Annotated in this window: 17 protein-coding genes; 1 reads left to right on the top strand and 16 read right to left on the bottom strand. The window is 64.2% G+C overall.

Translation table 11 applies throughout. The features are described from left to right. Nucleotides 1-6: 6 nt before the first annotated feature. The 3 genes from AC07OE_RS12825 to AC07OE_RS12835 all read right to left on the bottom strand — a co-directional run bounded on the left by AC07OE_RS12825 (nucleotide 7) and on the right by AC07OE_RS12835 (nucleotide 2,852). The gene (locus AC07OE_RS12825) at nucleotides 7-804 is read right to left on the bottom strand and encodes an ATP-binding cassette domain-containing protein (RefSeq protein ID WP_495070956.1); all 798 of its coding nucleotides are present in this window, start codon (nucleotides 802-804) and stop codon (nucleotides 7-9) included. A gap of 1 nt (nucleotide 805) precedes the next feature. Next, nucleotides 806-1,762, bottom strand: coding sequence for an ABC transporter permease (locus AC07OE_RS12830; RefSeq protein ID WP_495070957.1), 957 nt, complete (start codon nucleotides 1,760-1,762; stop codon nucleotides 806-808). Between the two features lie 103 nt (nucleotides 1,763-1,865). Then, on the bottom strand, nucleotides 1,866-2,852 hold the full coding sequence (locus AC07OE_RS12835) for a substrate-binding domain-containing protein (RefSeq protein ID WP_495070958.1): 987 nt from the start codon (nucleotides 2,850-2,852) through the stop codon (nucleotides 1,866-1,868). 134 nt (nucleotides 2,853-2,986) lie between these two features. Between AC07OE_RS12835 and AC07OE_RS12840 the strand changes: the two genes are divergently transcribed. After that, nucleotides 2,987-3,637, top strand: a complete 651-nt coding sequence (locus AC07OE_RS12840; RefSeq protein ID WP_495070959.1) for a nucleoside/nucleotide kinase family protein — start codon at nucleotides 2,987-2,989, stop codon at nucleotides 3,635-3,637. A 239-nt stretch (nucleotides 3,638-3,876) separates the two neighbouring features. On the opposite strand, the gene AC07OE_RS12845 is transcribed toward AC07OE_RS12840, so the two are convergent. The 13 genes from AC07OE_RS12845 to AC07OE_RS12905 all read right to left on the bottom strand — a co-directional run bounded on the left by AC07OE_RS12845 (nucleotide 3,877) and on the right by AC07OE_RS12905 (nucleotide 15,522). Then, on the bottom strand, nucleotides 3,877-5,460 hold the full coding sequence (locus AC07OE_RS12845; RefSeq protein ID WP_495070960.1) for a methyl-accepting chemotaxis protein: 1,584 nt from the start codon (nucleotides 5,458-5,460) through the stop codon (nucleotides 3,877-3,879). 11 nt (nucleotides 5,461-5,471) lie between these two features. Continuing rightward, on the bottom strand, nucleotides 5,472-5,999 hold the full coding sequence (locus tag AC07OE_RS12850) for an Lcl C-terminal domain-containing protein (RefSeq protein ID WP_495070961.1): 528 nt from the start codon (nucleotides 5,997-5,999) through the stop codon (nucleotides 5,472-5,474). Continuing rightward, the gene (locus AC07OE_RS12855) at nucleotides 5,996-6,982 is read right to left on the bottom strand and encodes a substrate-binding domain-containing protein (protein WP_495070962.1); all 987 of its coding nucleotides are present in this window, start codon (nucleotides 6,980-6,982) and stop codon (nucleotides 5,996-5,998) included. The genes AC07OE_RS12850 and AC07OE_RS12855 overlap by 4 nt, the downstream gene beginning before the upstream one ends. A gap of 206 nt (nucleotides 6,983-7,188) precedes the next feature. Beyond that, the gene (gene waaF / locus AC07OE_RS12860) at nucleotides 7,189-8,193 is read right to left on the bottom strand and encodes a lipopolysaccharide heptosyltransferase II (protein WP_495070963.1); all 1,005 of its coding nucleotides are present in this window, start codon (nucleotides 8,191-8,193) and stop codon (nucleotides 7,189-7,191) included. After that, nucleotides 8,183-8,389, bottom strand: coding sequence for a zinc-finger domain-containing protein (locus AC07OE_RS12865; protein ID WP_495070964.1), 207 nt, complete (start codon nucleotides 8,387-8,389; stop codon nucleotides 8,183-8,185). The genes waaF and AC07OE_RS12865 overlap by 11 nt, the downstream gene beginning before the upstream one ends. Before the next feature lie 5 nt (nucleotides 8,390-8,394). Beyond that, nucleotides 8,395-9,345 (bottom strand): branched-chain amino acid transaminase, encoded by a 951-nt coding sequence (locus AC07OE_RS12870; protein ID WP_495070965.1) that lies wholly within the window; start codon nucleotides 9,343-9,345, stop codon nucleotides 8,395-8,397. 48 nt (nucleotides 9,346-9,393) lie between these two features. Further along, a complete protein-coding gene (locus AC07OE_RS12875; protein ID WP_495070966.1) occupies nucleotides 9,394-9,801 on the bottom strand; it encodes a glycerate kinase in 408 nt (135 codons plus the stop codon). Nucleotides 9,802-9,818: 17 nt separating this feature from the next. Continuing rightward, nucleotides 9,819-11,144, bottom strand: a complete 1,326-nt coding sequence (locus tag AC07OE_RS12880; protein ID WP_495070967.1) for an ATP-binding protein — start codon at nucleotides 11,142-11,144, stop codon at nucleotides 9,819-9,821. Nucleotides 11,145-11,164: 20 nt separating this feature from the next. Next, nucleotides 11,165-11,833: a response regulator gene (locus tag AC07OE_RS12885; protein WP_495070968.1), complete on the bottom strand. Its 669-nt coding sequence runs from the start codon at nucleotides 11,831-11,833 to the stop codon at nucleotides 11,165-11,167. A gap of 78 nt (nucleotides 11,834-11,911) precedes the next feature. Beyond that, entirely contained in the window at nucleotides 11,912-12,673 is a 762-nt protein-coding gene (locus AC07OE_RS12890; protein WP_495070969.1) for a cytochrome b/b6 domain-containing protein, read from the bottom strand. Nucleotides 12,674-12,688: 15 nt separating this feature from the next. After that, nucleotides 12,689-13,222, bottom strand: a complete 534-nt coding sequence (locus AC07OE_RS12895) for a diheme cytochrome c (RefSeq protein ID WP_495070970.1) — start codon at nucleotides 13,220-13,222, stop codon at nucleotides 12,689-12,691. A 34-nt stretch (nucleotides 13,223-13,256) separates the two neighbouring features. Continuing rightward, entirely contained in the window at nucleotides 13,257-13,658 is a 402-nt protein-coding gene (locus AC07OE_RS12900) for a DUF1924 domain-containing protein (RefSeq protein ID WP_495070971.1), read from the bottom strand. 97 nt (nucleotides 13,659-13,755) lie between these two features. Further along, nucleotides 13,756-15,522: a methyl-accepting chemotaxis protein gene (locus AC07OE_RS12905; RefSeq protein WP_495070972.1), complete on the bottom strand. Its 1,767-nt coding sequence runs from the start codon at nucleotides 15,520-15,522 to the stop codon at nucleotides 13,756-13,758. Between the last annotated feature and the right edge of the window lie 82 nt (nucleotides 15,523-15,604).

A 15,604-nucleotide genomic window follows, 5' to 3' on the forward strand; every position in this document is an offset into this window, starting at 1 on the left:
GCAGCCTTAGGCCAGCGCTTCAGCAGGCAGTTCTTCCACCAGCTTGGCACCGGTCATCACCGCCACGGTGTCGCTCATGCTGATCACCTTGGGGTTCACCACCGCCGCGCGCTTGCCCAAGCGCTGGATGTGAATGCGGTCCGCGATCTCGAACACATGGGGCATGTTGTGGCTGATCAGGATGACGGGCAGCCCCTTGTCACGTACCCGGCGGATCAGCTCCAGCACCATATTGCCTTCCTTCACCCCCAGCGCCGCGGTGGGTTCGTCCATGATGACCACGTGCTGCGCAAATGCCGCCGCGCGCGCCACCGCCACGCATTGGCGCTGGCCACCAGACAGGGTCTCCACCGCCTGCGTCATGGAACGAATGCCGACTTTCAGGTCGTTCATGCGCTGCACGGCTTGTGCGAGCATGGTTTTTTTATCGAGCAGACGCAGTGCGCGACCCAATGCGTGGTCCTTGAGCAACTCGCGGCCCAGAAACAGGTTTTCGGCAATCGTCATGGCAGGTGCCACGGCCAGATCCTGGTACACCGTCTCAATGCCGGAGCGACGTGCATCGATCGGGGATTTGAAATGCACGGGTTTGCCATCCAGCAGCAGCTCGCCCTCGTCGGGCACCGTGGCGCCGGACAGCGCCTTGATCAGCGAGGACTTGCCCGCGCCGTTGTCGCCGATCACAGCCAAAATTTCACCGGCGCGCAGCTCAAAGTCGGTGCCATCCAGCGCTGTCACTTGGCCGTAGCGTTTGACAATGCCCTTGGCCTGCATGACCAGGGTGTGTTGTGGGGAAGCACTCATTTCAACGCCCTCCTTTGCGCGACATTTGGTCGGTGGCCACGGCCAGAATGACCAGCACACCGGTAATCAGCGTCTGCACCACCGAAGCCACGCCCATCAGCGTCAGACCGTTGCGGAACACGCCCACGATGACGGCGCCCACCAGGGAGCCCAGGATGATGCCGCGCCCGCCAAACAGGCTGGTGCCGCCCAGCACCACGGCGGTGATGGTGTCCAGATTCTCGGTTTGCCCGGCTTGCGGGTCACCCACACCGGTGCGGGAAATGGACAACAGTGCTGCGATGCCGTAGAAGAAACCGGCCATCACATACACGCCCAGCAGCACGCGCTCCACGCTGATGCCGGTGAGGCGCGCTGCCTCGGCGTTGTTGCCCACGGCATACAGGTGGCGTCCCGGCGCCGTGTCCGACAGTGTGCGCCAGGCCAGCACATACAGGCCCACCATGAGCAGCGTACCCACGCTCACTTCGGTGGTGCCTACGGTGAAGGTGTTGCCAATGTCGGTTAGGAACGTGGGCAAGTGCGTCACCGTTTGCGATTTGGAGTACAGCTGGGTCACGGCGAACGCAATGTTCATGGTGCCCAGGGTCACGATGAAGGACGGCAGCTTGGCACGCGTCACCAGCAGGCCGTTGAGCAGGCCGAACAGGCTGGTCACCGCCACGCCGCACAGCATGGCCAGCGCGGGGTGCAGACCCTGCTCCACCGCCAGCTTGGTCACCACCATGGAGCCCAGCGCCATCACCATGCCGCAGGACAGGTCGATGCCGGCCGTCAAAATAATCAGGGTTTGGCCAATGGCCAGGACACCCACCACCATGACCTGCTGGACCACCAGCGACAGGTTTTCACCGGTCAGAAACCGGTCGGACTGGGTGGCAAAGAAGATGCAGGCTGCCGCGAGGGCCAACCAGGGCCCCAACGCACCCCAGGGGATATGGCGGGTGGATGTAGTCATAGCGAAATACCGTAGTTGCAAGAAACAGAGGGAGAGAAGCAGAAGAAAGGCGCGCCGCAGCACGCCTTTCTTCTCAGAGGATCACGCGGATACGCCAGTCAGATTACTTGTTACCCCAGCAAAGGTCCAGGCCCACCTTGGTGTCCTTGCTGTCCACGCCGGCCATGGCCTTGCCCGCGATCAGGGTCACGCCAGTGTCCACATAGCCGGAGGCTTTTTTGCCGCCCTTGGCGTAGTCAGCACCTGCGGCCACTCCCATGGCGGCCATCTTCAGCGGGTATTGCTGCGACGTGGCGGCGATCACGCCAGCCGAGGTGTCCTTGATACCCTGGCATCCGCCGTCCACCGACACGATGGTCACGCCTTTTTCCTTGCCAGCCTTCTTCAGTGCATTGAAAGCACCGGCCGCAGCGGGTTCATTGATCGTGTAGACCAGGTTGATATCGGGGTTCTTCTGCAGGCAGTTTTCCATGGCGGTCTGGCCCTTGGCGGCGTCACCGAAGCTGTCGGCTTGGCAGACCACGGCGGCGTCTTTGGACAGCTCGTTGGACTTGGCATCCAGCGCAGGCAGACCGTAACCCTTCATGAAACCGTTGTGGCGCTGGGCGCCCACAGGGTGGCCGGGGAACAGGTCCAGCGTGGCGATGACGGCCTTCTTGCCACCCAGGGCCGCCTTGGCGTATTGGCCGATCAGTTCGCCGGCCTTGTAGTTGTCAGTGGCAAACAGTGCGTCAGCGCCTTCAAATGGGCTGTCCAATGCGATCACTTGCACGCCCTTGGCCTGCACCTTTTTCACGGTGGGGATGATGGCATCGCCGCTGGACGTGATCAGGATGGTCTTGGCACCAGCGGAAACCATGTTTTCGATGGCGGCGATTTGGGTGGCGGTGTCACCATCCTGCTTGCCGGCCGCGGTCAACAGCTTGGCACCAATTTTCTTGGCTTCGGCTTCAGCGCCTTCCTTCATCTTCACGAAGAAGGGGTTGGTGTCGGTTTTGGTGATCAGGCCAATGATGGGTTGGTCGGCGGCAAACGCGACGTTGGTGGCCAAAGCCAGTGCGGTCAGGATCAGGGTGGTGGACTTTTTCATGGAATTGCTCCTCGGTCTAAGCGACCTTGTTTTGACTGAATGTCGGGGGCTAAACCCCCGGGGAATTACGCTGTCGGTCACGGCGTGGATGGACTATAGTTGCTTTCATCTACTTAAATCAAGTTGCTTTAGTTATGGAAAACCCTAACCAACCGGTACTTTTTTTACCCCCTGCCGATACGGTGCGGCGCATGGCTGCACTACTGGCCACCGGCAGCCGCAAAGTGGTGGGCATCGTGGCGCCACCGGGTGCTGGCAAGTCCACGCTGGCGCAGGCGCTGGTGACCCACTTCGCGCCGCACAGCCAGTACCTGCCCATGGACGGTTTTCACCTGGCGCAGGCGCAACTGGAGCGCTTGGGCCGCGCCCAGCGCAAAGGCGCTCCCGATACCTTTGACAGCGCCGGCTTTGTGGCCCTGCTGCAGCGCGTACGCCAGCAGCGCCTGGGTGACCCCACGATCTACGCGCCCGACTTCCGCCGCGCCATTGAGGAACCCATTGCAGGGGCCATTGCGCTCGAGGCACACGTTCCCCTGGTAATCACCGAAGGCAACTACCTGCTGCTGCAGGACGATGGTTGGGGCGCCGCCCGTGCGCTACTGGACGAGGTGTGGTACCTGGAGGTGGAGCCGGAGGTGCGCAGGGAGCGCCTGCTGGCGCGCCACATGCAATTCGGCCGCAACCGGGAAGAGGCACTGGCATGGATGGCACAGACCGACGAACCCAATGCCGAACGCATCGCGGCCAGCCAACATCGGGCGGATTGGATGGTTTCTGAGGTCTGAGGCCCCGAAAAATCCAGACGGACCTGAAAACCCTCGATTTTTTTGCAAAAAAGACTGCAAATTCACCCGAATGGGGGATACCGCTTTCGGTTTCCAACGCCTAAAGTTCACCCAACTGCTGTCACAGTTCACAAGGATCGAAGAGAAACCACCTAATAGGTCTCCTTCAACAGGTTCCAACGACGTCCCTTCGGGGACTTTACAAAGCCACCCTCGGGTGGCTTTTTTTTGTCCGCCATTCAGGCGCTCAGCAAGCGGGGCCTGTCCAGCGGTACCTCTGTAGCGTCCGGCAGCTTGAAAACGCTGACCGACTCTACCAGCGCCACGGATTGGTGGCGCAAATCCATGGCCGAGGCTGCCATCTGCTCCACCAACGCCGCGTTCTGCTGCGTCACCCGGTCCAGCTCGCCAATGGCCTCGCCCACTTGGGCCACGCCATCGCTCTGCGCCTGGCTGGCTGCGCTGATCTCGCCCACCAGATCCGTCACATGGCGGATAGAGCTCACCACATCGCCCATGGTGGCACCAGCCTGGTCCACCAAGGCCGAGCCCTGCTGCACGCGTTGCATGCTCTCGTGGATGAGTTTCTTGATCTCCTTGGCCGCATCGGCACTGCTGCCCGCCAACGAACGCACTTCACTGGCCACCACGGCAAAGCCACGGCCGTGCTCCCCGGCGCGGGCAGCTTCCACAGCGGCGTTCAGCGCCAGGATGTTGGTCTGGAAGGCAATGCCATCGATCACGCTGATGATGTCGCCAATCTTTTTGGACGATTGGTTGATGCCCTCCATGGTCTGGATCACCTGCGTCACGGTCTTGCCGCCTGCCATGGCCACCTCAGTGGCCTTGAGGGCTAGCTGGTTGGCCTTCTTGGCGTTATCGGCGTTCTGGCGCACCGCGTCGCTCAGCGCGGCGGTGGACGACGCAGTTTCTTCCAGCGAACTGGCCTGGCGCTCGGTGCGGGCCGACAAATCGTTGTTGCCTTGGGCAATCTCGGCGCTGACCGTGGCTACGCCCTCCGAGCCGCGGCGCACCGTGCCCACCACCTGCACCACGCTGTCCTGCATGGCCTTGAGTGCGGCCAGCATCAGCGCGGTCTCGCTGCGCCCTTCGCAGGCAATATCCTTGCGCAGGTCGCCCTCCGACACGTCGCGTGCGATTTCCACCGCACGGTTGATCGGGCGGGTGATGGTTTTGGTCATGAACCAGGCTGCGACGCTGCCCACCGCCAGCGCCAGCACCACGGTGATGGAGAAGATGCCGATGCTGCCGTCGTAGCGCTGGTTGGCGTCGGTGTACTGTCCCTCCACATGCTGCAGCTGCAACGCCATGAGCGCGTTGAGCTCCTTCACCACGGGGGTCACCATGTCATCCAGATTCAGCATGACCAGGGACACCTTGTAGCGGTCTTCCTTGTCCAGCGCTTCTATGAGTTCTGCCAGCGTGGGCTGGGCTTTCTCCAGCAGCGTGTTGATGCTGGCAATGCCCTTGCGCTCCTCGCTAGTCTGCGCTTGCGCGGTGTAGGTGGCCCAAGCGGTGGTGGCCGCCGCCAGCCCCTGGCTGACCTTGGTGTGCGCCGCCTTGGGCTCCAGCCCGCCCAGGGCGACCTTGTTGGCGCTATCCAGCACGTCCACCTTGTAGGTGTCCACAATGCTGGTGAGCTGACGCAGCGGAATCAGGCTGTCGGTGTAGATGGCGTGGATGGACTGGTTGGTGTTCTTGGCGATGTAGGCGCCAAACAGCGCCACCATGGCCACCACTGCAATCAGCGCGCCAAACGAGAGGGCCAGCAGCGTGGCAATGCGGATGTTATTGGCTTGCATGGGGAGTCCTTTCAGTCGGCAAAGCGCACCAGCCGGGCCTGGAATTCCTCGACCTTGCTGTCATAGATGATTTCGCCGCGGGCGTACTTCAGGCCCCAGGCATAGTCGGCCAGTTGCTCGTAGCTGGAGCTGGACCACAGGTACGTCGCGTCCTCATCGCCAAACCAGCGCGCGTTCACCGCGGGGCCGGTGCAGTTCAGGTCCACCAGCGTCAAAAGCTCGATGTAGGTTGGCAGGCGCCAGCGCTTGTCGGCGCTGCCCAGAGCTGCGGACGGGTTCATCGCTACCTGCCAGCTCATCTTCTTGGCGGCACCCGTGCATTGCTGGGCCGCAGCGTCCCATTGCTTGCCGACCAGGCAGCGCTGCCAGATCAGCTGCGCGCTGGGATCCTTGACCTCCGCACCCCGACTACCTGCAACCTCCTGGTACAGCGTGTCGGGTTTGGTGGGCTTTTTGTCACAGCGGGCCCAGGCAGACAACGGTACGGCGCCGGCCGCCATTGCCAGTGCAACGGTGCAAAGAAGCGTGGTGTGTCTCATTTTTTCCCCCAGCAGAGTTGCGTTCCCGCCGCCACGTCCTTGCTCTCGACGCCGGGCACGGCGGTGCGCGTGATGAGGTTGACGCCGGTATCTACATAGCCCGTGGTGCGGCGCCCGGTGCGGGCGTACTCCACGCCGGCACTCACGCCCTTGGCCGCCATGCGCAGCGGGTACTGCTGGGAAGTTGCAGCGATGTGGCCCTGCGCCACGTCGGCCACGCCGTTGCAGCCGCCGTCCACCGACACCACCAGCACGCCCTGGGCCTTGCCGCGGGACACCAGTGCCTCGTGGGCGCCGGCCGCCGCCGGCTCGTTGATGGTGTAGACCACATTGATGTCGGGGTGCTTTTGCAGGCAGCCCTGCATGGCCGCTCGTGCCTTGTCCTGGTCGGCAAAGCTGTCGGCCTGACAGACCACGGCCTTGTCGCTGCCCAGCTCCAGGCTGGCAGCGTCGGGCGCGGGCAGGCCAAAGCCGCGCATGAACCCGTTGTGCCGCTGCGCGCCCACCGGGTGACCGGGAAACAGGTCCAGCGTGGCGATGCGCGCGGGTTTGTCACCCAGCGCGGCTTTGGCGTACTGCCCAATCAACACACCCGCTTGGTAGTTGTCAGTCGCAAACAGCGCATCGGCGCCTTCAATGGGGCTGTCCAGCGCGATCACCTGCACGCCGCTGGCCTGCACCTTCTTGATCGCGGGAATCACGGCATCGCCATTGGATGCGATGAGGATGGTTTTGACGCCCGCCAGCGCCATGCGGTGGATGGCAGCAATCTGGCTGGCCGTGTCGCCGTCCTGTGTGCCGGCCGCTGTCAGCAGCCGGGCGTCGAATTTGCGGGCCTCTGCCTTGGCGCCCTCCTTCATTTTCACGAAGAAGGGGTTGGTGTCAGTTTTGGTGATGAGGCCGATGAGGACCGACGTTTGAGGCTGAGCCGGGATGGCTGCCAGTCCCAGAATGGCCAGCAGGCAAAGGTTTTTGTAATGCATATCTTTCCGTCCGAATACGGTTGCCAACGGGTCCCAAGGCACGCTGGCCCGGGGAATCTGCGGGAAAGTGTAGTTCGACGGAAAAGTAAATCAATAGGTTTTAATTAATACAAACCCTTAGATTCGTACAGAACTGGCGCAACAGAGTACACCAGGCAATCACCTATAAAAATGGACCCTAGCCCCCGCAGTTATTGCGCAAGCAGCTACAAAAGCGATAGCACCTGGGCAGGCGCGATGTCGACCAGGCAGCGCGTGTGGCCCAGCGGACACTCCCGGGCAAAGCACGGTGCGCAGTCCAGCGGTGGCTGGTAGCGAGGGTCGTTCTTGAGCCAGAGCACGGTGGCCCGGTCGCTCAGCGGGGGCGTGTGCAGCGGGCTGGACGATCCAAACACCGCCACCTGGGGCACGCCAAATGCGGCGGCCACATGCATGAGGCCGGAATCGTTGCTGACCATGGCTTTGGCCGAGGCGATCAGTGCAATCGCCTGGTCCAGCGTGGTTTTGCCCGCCAGGTCACGGCACTGGCCGGGCCGCTTAGCGTTCACCGCGGCAGCAATCTCGGCGCACACCTCGGCGTCTTTGCCGGAACCCAACAGCAGCACGGGCAGCGCCAGCTGGCGGGCCAATTCGGCAAAGTGGGCGGCGGGCCAGCGCTTGGCCGGTCCATACTCCGCGCCCGGCGCCAGCACATAGAAGCCTTGGGCGGGCAGGCCGTGCGCAATCAGCGCGCTGTCCGCAGCGCCGGGGGCCAGTTGCAAATGGGGTTGGTCCGCGTCCAGGCCCGCTTCACCACTGAGCGCGGAGTAAAACGCCACCATGGGCGGGCGTTCGCCCTCGGGTGGGTTGGGCAGGCGCTGGTTCAGCAGGCCCCAGCGGGTCTCGCCGGAATAGCCGACGCGCTTCGGCGTACCAGCCCACCATGGGATCAGGGCGCTTTTGAGGGAGTTGGGGCAGACGTAGGCGGCATCGAACCGGCCCTGCAGCGTCTTGGCCATCGCGCGGCGCGCGGCCCATTGCAGGCCACCGTGGGCAAACGGAAATTCAATGACCTCGGCCACCTGGGGCATGGCGCGGTACACCGGCGCCACCCAGGGCAAGGCCCCCACCGTGAGCCGCTCACCGCGCGCCGCCAGGCGGCGCATGAGCGGCTCGGTCATCACCGCGTCCCCAATCCATTGGGGCGCGATGATCAGGGAGCTAGTGCCCACCTGCGAAGTGCTCGCCGTCCTTGAGCTTGTACACGGTGCCGCAATACGGGCACTTGGCCTGGCCGGTGTGGGCCACGTCCAGGTACACCTTGGGGTGGGTGTTCCAGGTCTTCATGTCGGCCAAGGGGCTGGGGCAGAACACGCCGCCTTGGTGGTTCAGGTCTTTGGCCAGGATTTCAATCACAGCTTGGGTCATGGGAATCAGACTTTCGTGAGCCAGTGGGCGTACTTGGGGTTGCGGCCATTGACGATGTCAAAGAACGCGGATTGGATTTTTTCGGTGATGGGGCCACGCGAGCCCACATAGCCGCCCTTGCCCAGTTCGATGCGGTCCAGCTCGCGGATGGGGGTCACTTCAGCGGCGGTGCCCGTGAAGAAGGCTTCGTCGGCAATGTAGACCTCGTCACGCGTGATGCGCTTTTGCACAATTTCCAGGCCCAGATCCTTGGCGATGTGGAACACGGTGTTGCGGGTGATGCCGTTGAGGGCACCGGCCGACAGGTCGGGCGTGTAGATCACTCCGTTTTTGATCACGAAAATGTTTTCGCCCGCGCCTTCGGACACAAAGCCGGAGCTGTCCAGCAGCAGGGCTTCGTCGTAGCCGTCATCGGTGGCTTCCATGTTGGCCAGAATAGAGTTGGTGTAGTTGCTCACCGCCTTGGCTTGCGTCATGGTGATGTTGACGTGGTGGCGGGTGTAGCTGCTGGTCTTGACGCGGATGCCGCGCTTCATGCCCTCTTCGCCCAGGTAAGCGCCCCAGGGCCATGCGGCCACCATCAGATGGATGGTGTTGCCTTTGGGCGAGACGCCCAGTTTCTTGTCGCCAATCCAGGTCAGGGGGCGCAAGTAGCCGGATTCGAGCTTGTTCTCGCGGATCACGGCGCACTGGGCCTCGTTGACCTGTTGCTGCGTGAAGGGGATCTTCATGCGCAGGATCTTGGCGCTGTTGAACAGGCGCTCGGTGTGCTCTTCGAGGCGGAAGATGGCCGGGCCGTTGACCGTGTTGTAGGCGCGCACGCCTTCAAAGGCGCCGCAGCCGTAGTGCAGCGTGTGGCTCAGCACGTGGATCTTGGCGTCGCGCCAGTCCACCATCTGGCCATCCATCCAGATTTTGCCGTCGCGATCAGACATGGAGGGAGGTAGTACGCTCATCGGGGTTGTCCTTGTAGGGTGGGCTGCAAACAATGCAAAACGCTGATTTTACGGGGCCGGAGTGGGCCGGGTCAGCTCCCAGCTTTGCAGCTTGCCACCCAAAAACACGCAGAGCACGCTGGCCTGCGAGCCGTCGGTCCAGCGGAAGCGTTCGGGCTGGGTGTCTTTGGGCGATTCCAGCTGGCCCAGCGCTCGCGTCATGGCCACCACATGCAGCAGCGGCAGTCCGGCACGCAACTTGGCGTGCAGCATCACCGCACTGTCCACATAGCCGATGGGCCGGTTGGCGGCGCGCTTGAGGACCTGCAGCATGCGGGTGAAGTGCAGCAGTTGCCACATGATCAGCGCACCGCCCGCGAACGCCACACCAGCCCAGCCATAGCCGCGGTACGCCGCCATCAACCCCGCAAGGGCGGCCACGGGGAGCAAAACACGTTGAAGGTGTGAAAAAAGCATGCCCCGATTTTGGCAGGCTATGGTGCCGCCGCCGGCCAGCGCACCGTGACCTGCAGCCCACCCAGCGCCGCCGACCGTTGCACCTGCACGTCGGCCCCGGTGGCCAGTGCGACACGCCGGACGATGGACCACCCCAGACCACTCCCCGTAGACGAAGGCCCCAAGACCCGGAAAAAGCGTTCACCCAGGCGCGCCATCTCGGCCTCAGTCATGCCGGGGCCACTGTCTTGCACCACCAGTTCCACCGCCCTCTTGTGCTGCCCCACAGACACCTGCACCCGGGCCTGTGAGGGGGCGTAGCGCAGGGCGTTGTCCAGCAGATTGCGCAACAACACGCGCAGCAACACCTCGTGGCCCGACACGATGCAGGCCGGCTGGGCCTGCAGCTCCAGGTCTTGCTGGCACGCCAGGGCGGCGGGGGCCAGGTCGGCCGCGACGCTGCGGGCCAGTGCACTCAGGTCCGTCCGGGTGGCGCCAGCGCTGTCGGCCGCCTCCAGACGGGCCAGGGTGAGCAGCTGGTCTACCAAGTGCGTGGCACGGTCGCAGCCCGCCAACGTGTTGTGCAGGGCACGCTGGCGCTCGGGGGCATCATCCCCCGCCCCCATGGCCACCTGCGCCTGGGCCCGGATCGCGGCAATGGGGGTGCGCAACTCATGGGCGGCATCGGCGGTAAAGCGGCGCTCGGTGTCCACCATGCCCTCAATGCGCCGTAGCAGCGCATTGAGCTCCTCCACCATGGGCCGCATTTCGGTTGGCAAATGGTCCACGCGCAAGGCTTCCAGGCTGCGCGGCGCGCGGGCACGCAGGGTGCGGCCCAGCGCGTCCAGCGGTGCCAGCGCCTGGCGTACCGCCCACCACATCAGAAACCCCAGCAAGGGCAGTGCCAGCACCGAGGGCAACAACATGCCGCGCAGCACCGCCATCAGGATGCTGTTACGGGAGTCGAGCTGCTCGCCTACAAACACCTGCACATCGTTTTTGCCGCCACGGGTGCCGAACACGCGCCATGGTGCCCCCTCCTCCAGGGTCACGGTGGCAAAGCCCCGGGTTTGCGGGCTCATGGGCAACGGCCCCACGTTGCCGGAGCGCATGACCAGCACGCCATCATGAAACACCTGAAAAGCCACCCGGGGCGCGTATTTGTGCAGCACCGGGGCATCCGGGGCCTCGTCGTCATCGTCCACATGTGCCTGCTGCACCACCAGCAAGGCCGCTGCCTGGGCCAGGTGGCTGTCCAGCAATTCATCGACCTCGTGGCGCGCATCGACCCAGGTCCACACGGCGGCCCCCAGCCAGACCAGCGCAATGCCCGCTGCCAGCAACGCCAGCAGGCGCAGTTGCATGGAGTGCAAGCGCCGCAGCATCACAGGCCCGCGCGGGGGTTCAGCATGTAGCCCACCCCACGCACCGTCTGGATCGCATCCGCCTGCAGCTTTTTGCGCAGGTGGTGGATGTGCACCTCAATGGTGTTGCTCTCCACTTCCAGACCCCAGCTGTACATCTGCTGCTCCAGCTGCTCCCGCGACAGCACGCGGCCGGCACTGCGCATCAGGGTGTGCAGCAGGTCAAACTCGCGGGTCGACAGTGCCACCGGCTCGCCCCGCCACGACACCTGGCGTGCGGCCGGGTCCAGGCTCAGCGCGCCAGCCTGCAACAGGTCTTGCGCCACGCCGTGCGAGCGGCGCACCAGCGAGCGCAGCCGCGCGGCCAGCTCGTGCAGGTCCACGGGCTTGAGCACATAGTCATCCGCACCGGCATCCAGCCCGCGTATGCGTTCGGGCACCGTGTCCCGGGCGGTGAGCACCAGCACCGGCGTGGTGTTGCGTGCCGCGCGCAGCGCACGCAAAACCTCCATGCCATCCAACCCGGGCAAGCCCAGGTCCAATACGGCCGCCGCGTAGTCCACAGCGCGCAATTCGCGCTCGGCCGCCACCCCATCACGCACCCAGTCCACCTGAAAACCGGCCTGGCGCAGCCCTGCGCGCAGGCCATCGCCCAGCATGGGATCGTCTTCAGCCAGCAGGATACGCATGGGTCATTCCATCAAACCTCGGGGTGGTACACAGCGGTGCGCACGTTCATTGTGCACGCCCGCTGGGGGGCGGATCGCTCAGTCGGTATCACCCGAATCCCGCCCACTCACCAGATCGCTGATCGCCTGCGCGGAGATCAGTCCGTGAGGCGACTGCTGCCACTCCCAGCCCCAATAAGCCAACAGGGCCACCAGCATCACCACTGCCAACCCGCCGTGGCTGCGCTGCACCAAATCCGGTCCCGGCCCCTCGGTACGGCCGTGCAGCATCTGCATGGCCAAGTTCCTGCGGCGCAAGACGCTCAGCAGGACGACGATCCCGATGTGGGCCAGCACCAGCAACAAAAACGCATTGCCCACGACCTCGTGCACCTCAGCCAGCCAATCGCCCCAGTCGTTGTAGGTGGCATAGCCCGACAGGGTCAGGGGCACTACCAGCGCCAACAGGGCCACCACCGCCACAGCAAGTGCCAGGTTCTGCCCTTGGCGCCAGTTCACCGCCACACCGGTACCGTCCGCGATGGCCTGGGCCACGGAGGACAGCCATTGCGGCAGCGTACTGAGCTTGCGCCCGAGCAGGCTGAGCCTTGCATGGCGCGGCCCCACCAACCCATACACCAGCCTGAACGCCAGCAAACCGGCCATGCTGTACCCCAGCGTCACATGCAACAGACGCTTGGACTCGCCCTCGGCCGTGGCGTAGGCGCCCAGAAAGCACAGGGCAAACAGGGCGTGGAACACCCGTGTGGGCGCATCGACGATGCGGCGACTGCGCACGCCCGCCACGTTGCCGCCGGGTTTGTCGGCACCTGCGGCGCCTTGGAAAGAGGTGGAAGACATGGAGGTGCCCTTCGATCAATCGGACCCGTTGCGGCGAAAACGCGCATCCAGCCCTTTGGGGAATTGGATTTCCGATTCACGGAAGCTGCCCTTGTCCGCACCAGAGTGGCAGGCGGCGCAATTGGCAGCGCTTTTGACGGCGGCTTGCTTCCAGATTTGCGGCTCCACCTCGTGGTGCTGGCGCACAAACCACGGCGAGCGGGTGATTCGGTCCTGCGGGGGCTCTTCTGCAGCGCGCTTGCCGCTACCGGCATTGGTTTGCAACCAGGTGCCGATGGCACGCACGCTGGCTTCGTCCAGCGAGGCGTCCGTGCCGTAGTGCTTGCCCAATGTCCCCATCACCCGCTTCCAGGACGCTGCGGGCAGCATGCCGGGCGGGTAGGCCACGTGGCAGGCGCTGCACTCCTGCAAGTAGGCGGGCAAGGGCGGCACGCGCTGCGCGCCCTCGGCCCAGGCAGCGCACCCTGCGGCGCAGGTTGCAGCCAAAATTGCTATCCATTTGATAGCTGCTTGCGCATATTTCATGGGGGCCAGGGGCATATTTTTCATACGTCTTTCCAGCTTGGGAATGCGAACACGACCCTCAGCGCTTCAGGCTGATCAGCCAGGCCAGCACATCGGCCTTTTCAGCCGCGCTGCACTCGCGCGCCAGCACGTCGTTGCAATTGCGACGGAACCACTTTTCGATTTTGGCGGGGTCGGTAAAGCGCTGGGGGTTGAAGGCCGGAGCCAGCGCCGCGATGGGCTTGCCCGTATTGGCGTGCTTGCTTTCCACAACAGGCTGTGCGGTGTGGCAGGAGGCACAGCTCCACTCGCGGCCGTGCCGGGTGGTGAAGAATTGCTGACCTTCCTGGGGGTTGGGGTTGCGGCCTGCCTGGGCGGTCAGCGCGGCCAACTGGTCAGCGGGCTGCACGGCCCATGACGGCACCGCGGCAAACGCCGCGAGCAACACCGACAACCGGACCACGATCTGCTTCATGTGCATAGCACCTCCATGTCTACGCATGGTAGGAAGCACAAATTAAGCGCGGCTTAACGCCCCGTCGGCGTAGCGGCGACCTTCTAGGACAGATCCGTGCGGATCAGAACGTTTCCCAGTCGTCGTCCCCGCCAGCGGGGGCCGCGGCGCGCGCCGGTTTGGGCGCGGCCACCTGCAGGGTGGGGCGTAGCTTGGGTGCCAAGGCCTTGGGAGTGGCAACAGGTGCTGCCACGCGGGGTGCCTGCGCAGGCGCCGGGCGTTTGAGGGCCGGTGCAACGCGGGGCGGGGCCTTGACCACGGGTGCTTGGCGGGGTGCGGCCAGTTGGTGGTCCAGTTTGAAAGACGCCACCACCTGCGCCAGACGCTGGGCCTGGTCTTTCATACTGCTGGCGGCTGCGGCGGACTGCTCCACCAGCGCCGCGTTTTGCTGTGTCATCTGGTCCAGCTGGCCCACGGCCACATTGACTTCGGCGATGCCATCCGACTGTTCGGACGCTGCCGCGGTGATCTCCCCCATGATGTCGGTCACGCGCTGCACCGAGCTGACGATCTCCGTCATGGTCTGGCCCGCCTGGGCTACCAGGGTGGCACCACCGTCCACCTTCTCCACACTGGTGTTGATCAGGGTCTTGATTTCCTTGGCCGCATCGGCACTGCGACCCGCCAGGCTGCGTACTTCGGAGGCCACCACGGCAAAGCCACGCCCCTGCTCGCCGGCACGTGCGGCCTCCACGGCCGCGTTCAGCGCCAGGATGTTGGTCTGGAAGGCGATGCCGTCGATCACGCTGATGATGTCGCTGATCTTGCGGGAGCTGGCGTTGATGTCGTCCATGGTGGACACCACCTGGCTGACCACCGCCCCCCCGCGCTGCGCCACCTGGGCTGCCGACGCGGCGAGCTGGTTCGCCTGGCGTGCCGACTCGGCGGACTGTTTCACGGTCGAGGTGAGCTGCTGCATGCTGGAGGCGGTCTTCTCCAGGTTGGAGGCGGTTTGCTCGGTGCGGTTGGCCAGGTCCTGGTTGCCGGTCGCAATCTCCTCGCTGGCCGTGGCAATGTTGTCGGTGCCGCGGCGCACGTCGGCCACCAGGTGCACCAGCTGGTCCTGCATGTGGGCAATGGCGCGCATCATTTCGCCAAACTCGTCACCGCGGTCCACCTGCACCTTCACACTCAAATCGCCGGAGGCAATTTTTTCGGCCACCGCAATCGCATCTTTCAGGGGTTGGCGAATCTGGCGAATCAGCACCAGCGTGCCCACCACCAGCAGCACCAACAAGCCCGCCACGAGGCCGCGCGAGATCCAGGCGTTGACCGCCCGCTCCGCCTGAAAGCCTTCGTTCAAGGCGGCATTTTTGCCCTTTTGCAGCTCGCTGAATTCCTGCAAGGACTTCACATATTTGTCGACCGCGGGCTGCAGATTGGACTTGACCTCAGCCGCCGCGCCGGGCTGGTCACTGGCGGCCTTGAGGTCCCGCACCTTGGCCAGGGACACCAGCGCCACCTTGCGCTCTTCGCCAATGCGGTCAAACAGGGTTTTCTCTGCCTCATTCAGCCCGCTGGCTTCCACCTGCTTCTGGATGTCGGTGATGCGCGCACTGGCCGCAGGAATCTGGGCTTTGAAGAGCTCGTCCACCGCAGGGTCGGCGGTGGAGGCGGTGGCGACAATGCGGGTGAGCTGGGTTTCTACCTGGCCCGACCACTGCAGGGCCAGATTGATTTTTTCACTCTGCGCCGCAAACGCGGCATCTGCGCGTGCCTGCAAGGCGGTGGTGCGGTTGGTGGCAAACACCAGGGTGAACACCAGCAAAGCCATCACGAGTGCGACGAAGACCCAGAGCTTTGCGCCCAAGGTCAGGTGGGTGGTTTTCATGCAGAGGTCCCTCGTGATTGCAGCCTTGCATCTTATCCACCCTGCTGGTGCGCGTGCGGCTAAATCCGCGACACGCCAAGTG

The organism is Rhodoferax sp. GW821-FHT09E07, assembly GCF_059416145.1.

Bases quoted from the DNA above. Each gene is read 5' to 3' on its own strand.
- AC07OE_RS12905 (WP_495070972.1), bottom strand. From the start codon at position 15,522: ATGAAAACCACCCACCTGACCTTGGGCGCAAAGCTCTGGGTCTTCGTC.
- AC07OE_RS12855 (WP_495070962.1), bottom strand. From the start codon at position 6,982: ATGCATTACAAAAACCTTTGCCTGCTGGCCATTCTGGGACTGGCAGCC.
- AC07OE_RS12840 (WP_495070959.1), top strand. From the start codon at position 2,987: ATGGAAAACCCTAACCAACCGGTACTTTTTTTACCCCCTGCCGATACG.
- AC07OE_RS12835 (WP_495070958.1), bottom strand. From the start codon at position 2,852: ATGAAAAAGTCCACCACCCTGATCCTGACCGCACTGGCTTTGGCCACC.
- AC07OE_RS12850 (WP_495070961.1), bottom strand. From the start codon at position 5,999: ATGAGACACACCACGCTTCTTTGCACCGTTGCACTGGCAATGGCGGCC.
- AC07OE_RS12895 (WP_495070970.1), bottom strand. From the start codon at position 13,222: ATGAAAAATATGCCCCTGGCCCCCATGAAATATGCGCAAGCAGCTATC.
- AC07OE_RS12900 (WP_495070971.1), bottom strand. From the start codon at position 13,658: ATGCACATGAAGCAGATCGTGGTCCGGTTGTCGGTGTTGCTCGCGGCG.
- AC07OE_RS12845 (WP_495070960.1), bottom strand. From the start codon at position 5,460: ATGCAAGCCAATAACATCCGCATTGCCACGCTGCTGGCCCTCTCGTTT.
- AC07OE_RS12880 (WP_495070967.1), bottom strand. From the start codon at position 11,144: ATGCAACTGCGCCTGCTGGCGTTGCTGGCAGCGGGCATTGCGCTGGTC.
- AC07OE_RS12890 (WP_495070969.1), bottom strand. From the start codon at position 12,673: ATGTCTTCCACCTCTTTCCAAGGCGCCGCAGGTGCCGACAAACCCGGC.
- AC07OE_RS12870 (WP_495070965.1), bottom strand. From the start codon at position 9,345: ATGAGCGTACTACCTCCCTCCATGTCTGATCGCGACGGCAAAATCTGG.
- AC07OE_RS12825 (WP_495070956.1), bottom strand. From the start codon at position 804: ATGAGTGCTTCCCCACAACACACCCTGGTCATGCAGGCCAAGGGCATT.
- AC07OE_RS12885 (WP_495070968.1), bottom strand. From the start codon at position 11,833: ATGCGTATCCTGCTGGCTGAAGACGATCCCATGCTGGGCGATGGCCTG.
- AC07OE_RS12875 (WP_495070966.1), bottom strand. From the start codon at position 9,801: ATGCTTTTTTCACACCTTCAACGTGTTTTGCTCCCCGTGGCCGCCCTT.
- AC07OE_RS12865 (WP_495070964.1), bottom strand. From the start codon at position 8,389: ATGACCCAAGCTGTGATTGAAATCCTGGCCAAAGACCTGAACCACCAA.
- AC07OE_RS12830 (WP_495070957.1), bottom strand. From the start codon at position 1,762: ATGACTACATCCACCCGCCATATCCCCTGGGGTGCGTTGGGGCCCTGG.